The organism is Endozoicomonas sp. ONNA2, assembly GCF_024606365.1.
GTDB lineage: Bacteria > Pseudomonadota > Gammaproteobacteria > Pseudomonadales > Endozoicomonadaceae > Endozoicomonas.
In genome coordinates this window covers 1-4,685 of record NZ_JAHHPO010000315.1, presented here as the reverse complement: position 1 = coordinate 4,685, position 4,685 = coordinate 1, and the positions used below count along the sequence as shown (strand labels likewise).

The 4,685-nt window shown below is 51.2% G+C and carries 6 protein-coding genes and 1 pseudogene; all 7 read left to right on the top strand.

What is annotated here, in order from left to right; genetic code table 11:
• The first annotated feature begins 120 nt into the window (after positions 1-120).
• Complete coding sequence (locus tag KDK14_RS05725) at positions 121-1,038, top strand: LysR substrate-binding domain-containing protein (protein ID WP_257264054.1); 918 nt, start codon at positions 121-123, stop codon at positions 1,036-1,038.
• Between the two features lie 301 nt (positions 1,039-1,339).
• On the top strand, positions 1,340-1,822 hold the full coding sequence (locus tag KDK14_RS05720; protein ID WP_257264053.1) for a F0F1 ATP synthase subunit I: 483 nt from the start codon (positions 1,340-1,342) through the stop codon (positions 1,820-1,822).
• A 157-nt stretch (positions 1,823-1,979) separates the two neighbouring features.
• The gene (atpB, locus tag KDK14_RS05715; RefSeq protein ID WP_257264052.1) at positions 1,980-2,861 is read left to right on the top strand and encodes a F0F1 ATP synthase subunit A; all 882 of its coding nucleotides are present in this window, start codon (positions 1,980-1,982) and stop codon (positions 2,859-2,861) included.
• Between the two features lie 112 nt (positions 2,862-2,973).
• Entirely contained in the window at positions 2,974-3,225 is a 252-nt protein-coding gene (atpE, locus tag KDK14_RS05710) for a F0F1 ATP synthase subunit C (RefSeq protein ID WP_020581950.1), read from the top strand.
• 125 nt (positions 3,226-3,350) lie between these two features.
• Positions 3,351-3,821 carry a F0F1 ATP synthase subunit B gene (locus KDK14_RS05705; protein WP_257264051.1) on the top strand — a complete coding sequence of 157 codons (471 nt, stop codon included), beginning with the start codon at positions 3,351-3,353 and terminating at the stop codon, positions 3,819-3,821.
• Positions 3,822-3,832: 11 nt separating this feature from the next.
• Complete coding sequence (locus KDK14_RS05700) at positions 3,833-4,369, top strand: F0F1 ATP synthase subunit delta (RefSeq protein WP_257264055.1); 537 nt, start codon at positions 3,833-3,835, stop codon at positions 4,367-4,369.
• A 59-nt stretch (positions 4,370-4,428) separates the two neighbouring features.
• A pseudogene (locus KDK14_RS05695) lies at positions 4,429-4,685 on the top strand (F0F1 ATP synthase subunit alpha); the annotation flags it as partial.

The following is a 4,685-nucleotide window of genomic DNA, read 5'->3' as shown; positions in this document are numbered from 1 at the left end:
TACTTAGAGAGCTTATCAAGTATTCTTATACCATGATTGATTTCGGGCGGTGAAGGATCCGGTAAAACCGGATCAGCACCTCGACTCTCTGGTTGCTGATGGCAACAGGCTGTACATCAAATGCATATTACGCTTCGCCAGCTGGAAATATTTCGCGCCGTCGCCCAGTACGGAAGGGTGACAAGTGCGGCTGAGAGCTTGCATATTTCCCAACCGGCCGCCAGCATGGCTTTATCTGAGTTGGAAAAGCATCTGGGACCACTGTTTGACCGTAATCAGGGCGCGGGATTGCGGATGAATGATTCCGGCCGCGCTCTATTGCCCAAGGCAAGCGAACTGATTGATCGCGCCAGGGAGTTGGAAAACCAATTTGCAGAAGATGGGTCTTATGAGTCAGGTTCTCTGGTTCTGAATGCCAGCTCAACCATAGGCAATAACCTGTTACCAAACATGCTTGCCCGGTTTCGGGAAAGTCATCCCGGCATCCGAATTGACCTGGAAATTGATAATACCCGAGTGATTGAGCAGCGGCTGCTGGATTTCAAGATAGACCTTGCCATGATCGAGGGTGTCTGCCTGCATCCGGATTTGGAGGTAACCACATGGCTTGAAGATGAGCTGGTGGTTATTTGCAGTCCCGATCATCCATTGGCCAATAAAGGCAATATTCCACTGTCATCACTATCTGATCAATTCTGGGTTTTAAGAGAGCCAGGTTCGGGTACGCGGGAACTATTCGATGAGATGATTGCCACTGAGCTGGCATCGGCAAAGATTGCCATGGTGCTAAACCGTTCAGAGGCGGTTAAACAGGCGGTCAGTGATGGCGTTGGTATCGCCTGTATTTCAAGCCTGGCGGCGAAATCCACACTGGATACCGGTCATATGGCAACAATTGGCGTTACCGGACTAAACCTGAAGCGTCATTTTTATTTACTGACCCATAAGAAAAAATACAAAAGTACAGTTTTTAATCAACTGTGCCAGTTTCTATTGGCATGGAAGCCTTTTAACAATGTTCATTTTTCGAACGACTGATTTGGCTTGCCAAATGTTTGGACGAATTCTCCTTTTTCTATACGGCTTGTACTGATCGACTAAACTATCAGATTTCAAGTTTTATGACTTTGTGAAATATTAATAGGCCAGTATGGTTTCGGTTGAATATAGGTACTATTACCCATATACTGCCAAAGCTGGAATGTCAGAAATCATTGATCAAATAACAGATACTGACACAATCCGACAAAAATGTTACGCATTGTGCATGGAACAATCTATTGCTCCCCCCTTTTCACGGTGAAAGTGGGGATTTTCTTGAGCTGTAGTTAACGGAAGTATGTCAGAAGCAAAAGTCTGGAAGCAGCAAATAGCAATTGGTCGTGATGACTGGTCTGGATTTGTCAGCCGCAAATCCAGTCGTACTGATCATCGTCAATACCTGTGGCTTCAACAGCCACCTGTCCATCGTGTTATTGTTGCACAGTTGCTGGTATCTGCTGTGCTGGCCATGGCACTGCTGCCACTGGGAATCACTGTTACATTGTCCTCGCTTCTGGGAGGGCTTTGTTGCTCTTTGCCCAATGCGTATTTTGTGTGGCGAGTGTTCCGTTACCGTGGTGCACGCTCGGCAAAACTGATTGTCAGCTCATTCTACCGTGGAGAAGCTGGCAAATTGCTACTGACCACCGCCGGCTTCACTCTGGTTTTTACCCTGTTCAAACCGCTGGAGCCAGTGGCACTGTTCGGATCATTCATCGCGGTTCAGGCGGTCAGCTGGTTTGCTCCATTGCTGGTTCGTGGGCAAAAGCCAGCCCGGTAATGGTTGGTACTAAACGGCCCGTCCACGGTGGTTGTTTGCTGAAAAGTGTTTAAGTGGAAAAACTGCTGAAGGTCTTACTGTTTGACTTTACATCAAAAGTCTATGGCACAGGCAGCTTTGATATTGACAATGTAATGGATGGTTTACAGGATTAGCCATGGCAAATACTGCTACTGAATACATACAGCACCACTTACAGAATTTGACCTATGGTCAGCTGCCTGCTGGTTATCAGCGAGTTGACGCCTATGGGCACCCCCAGGGTGTGCTGAGCGAGCCGACCTGGACGTTTGCCCTGACCCCCGCTGAAGCCAAGGAGATGGGCTTCTGGGCCATCCATGTGGACAGCATGCTCTGGTCGGTATTCCTCGGCTTTGTGTTTGTTCTCCTGTTTCGCTTTGTGGCCAAAAATGCCACCGCCGGTGTGCCCGGTAAACTGCAAAATGCCATTGAGTCCATTGTCGAATTTGTGGACACCAGTGTGCGCGAATCCTTCCATGGCAAAAATCCGCTGATTGCCCCCCTGGCCCTGACAATATTTGTCTGGATTTTCTTCATGAACCTGATGGACCTGATCCCTGTGGACTGGATTCCCGGCCTGGCAACGCTGGCAGGCATTCCTTACATGAAGATCGTGCCCTCGACGGACCCGAACATCACCATGTCCATGTCCATCAGTGTGTTCTTCCTGATGCTCTTCTTCTGGATCAAGGTAAAAGGTGTGTCTGGCCTGTTCGCTGACCTTGCCCTGCACCCATTCTCCAGCAAGAACCCGGTGGCGAAGGTTATTCTGATTCCTGTCAACCTGCTGCTGGAAACGGTCTCCCTGTTGGCCAAGCCCGTTTCCCTGGGTCTGCGACTGTTCGGCAATATGTATGCCGGTGAACTGATATTTATCCTGATTGCCATGATTGGCTGGGCGCAGCTGCCACTGCATTTTGGCTGGGCTGTCCTGCACATTCTGGTTATTACCCTTCAGGCTTACATCTTCATGACCCTGACCATCGTTTATCTGAGCAGCGTCCATGAAGAACACTGAGTGAAAGGTAGCCGGTCAGCGTATCCTGTTCAGGAGAGCTGGCCACTGGATAAATTAACTTTAACTAACCACTAAATGTCACAACACACGACTGATAGAGTCGGGAGGAAATATGGAACTGGTAGTTGGTCTGACAGTCATCAGTGTTGCCATCATGCTGGGTGTCGCGGCGCTGGCAACGGGTATTGGCTTCGCCCTGCTTGGCGGTAAATTCCTGGAAGGGGTTGCCCGCCAGCCGGAAACTGCGCCTATGCTACAAACCAAAATGTTCATCGTTGCAGGCCTGTTGGATGCGATCCCGATGATTGCCGTTGGTATTGCCCTGTTCTTCACCTTTGCTAACCCGTTCGTTGGACTGCTCTAGGCGCAGACGTTAATGCCCGACCAGGTGCCAATTGGCGCAGGTCGGTTCCCCCGGGAGCCGACCTGAGTTGCCAGAAGGCCAGGCTCTGAAAAGAGCCAACGACATTAACAACAAGAGGTATTGGCGTGAATTTAAATGCAACCCTGATCGGCCAATCCATCGCTTTTATGTTCTTTGTGTGGTTCTGCATGAAATATGTATGGCCACCTTTGACCAGGGCGCTGAGTGACCGACAGCAGAAAATAGCCGATGGTCTGGCTGCTGCTGACAAGGCAGAAAAAGACCTGGCACAGGCCAATGACAAAGCCGCGGCACTGTTGAAAGAGGCAAGGGCTGAAGCCCAGGGCATCATCGAGTCGGCGAACAAGCGCGCCAACCAGATGGTCGAGGATGCCAAGGTGCAGGCCCGTGCTGAAGGTGACCGCCTGAAGGCCGCCGCCGCTGCTGAAATTGAGCAGGACGCTAACCGGGCCCGTGAAGCATTGCGTTCCCAGGTGGCCAGCCTGGCTGTTGCCGGTGCCGAGCGAATTCTGGGTGCACGTCTGGACGAGGCAGCGAACAGCAAGCTGGTTGACGATCTGGCGGCTGAACTTTAAGGGGGCTGGAGATCATGGAATTAACAACCTGTGCCCGCCCCTACGCCAAAGCGGCTTTTGAATATGCCCGTGATGCATCACAGTTGAGCCAATGGTCCGACATGCTGTCACTCTGTGCCAGCGTGAGCGCGTACCGCAAAGTGGTCGAGATGCTGGGTAATCCCCGGTTAAGTGGTGCCCGGCAGGCAGACACCATCATCGGGCTGTGTCAGGGAGACCTGGACAGGCCATTTGAGAATTATCTTCGGGTGTTGTCAGAACATCGTCGTCTGCAACTGTTGCCCGAAATCACTGCCTTGTATAGCCAGTTGCGAGCGGAAGAAGAACGCTCCCAGCAGGTGCAGGTGACTTCAGCGTATCCCCTGAGTCAGGAGCAGCAGGACAAACTGGCGGAAAAAATGGCGGCCAGGCTTGGACGTTCCGTTCATCTGGTGACCGCCATCGACAATAGCATTTTAGGTGGCGTTATCGTCAAGGCGGGTGACCTGGTCATTGATGGCAGTCTCCGTGCCCGGCTGAGCAAGCTGGCCGATGCGATGATTTCCTGAGAATCAATAAAACTGTACGTCTGCGGTTTTTTTGCGAATAACGAGCGGGCAGGTAAGCTATGCAGCAACTGAATCCTTCCGAGATCAGTGACATCATCAAGAGTCGAATCGAACAGCTTGATGTGTCCAGTGAAGCCCAGAATGAGGGCACGATTGTCAGCGTAACTGACGGTATTGTACGTATTCATGGTCTGGCGGATGCCATGTACGGGGAGATGATCAAGTTCCCGGGCAATGTTTACGGTATGGCACTGAACCTTGAGCGTGACTCTGTCGGTGCCGTGGTATTGGGTGACTACGGCGATCTGGCTGAAGG

Bases quoted from the DNA above. Each gene is read 5' to 3' on its own strand.
- KDK14_RS05725 (WP_257264054.1), top strand. From the start codon at position 121: ATGCATATTACGCTTCGCCAGCTGGAAATATTTCGCGCCGTCGCCCAG.
- KDK14_RS05720 (WP_257264053.1), top strand. From the start codon at position 1,340: ATGTCAGAAGCAAAAGTCTGGAAGCAGCAAATAGCAATTGGTCGTGAT.
- atpB (WP_257264052.1), top strand. From the start codon at position 1,980: ATGGCAAATACTGCTACTGAATACATACAGCACCACTTACAGAATTTG.
- atpE (WP_020581950.1), top strand. From the start codon at position 2,974: ATGGAACTGGTAGTTGGTCTGACAGTCATCAGTGTTGCCATCATGCTG.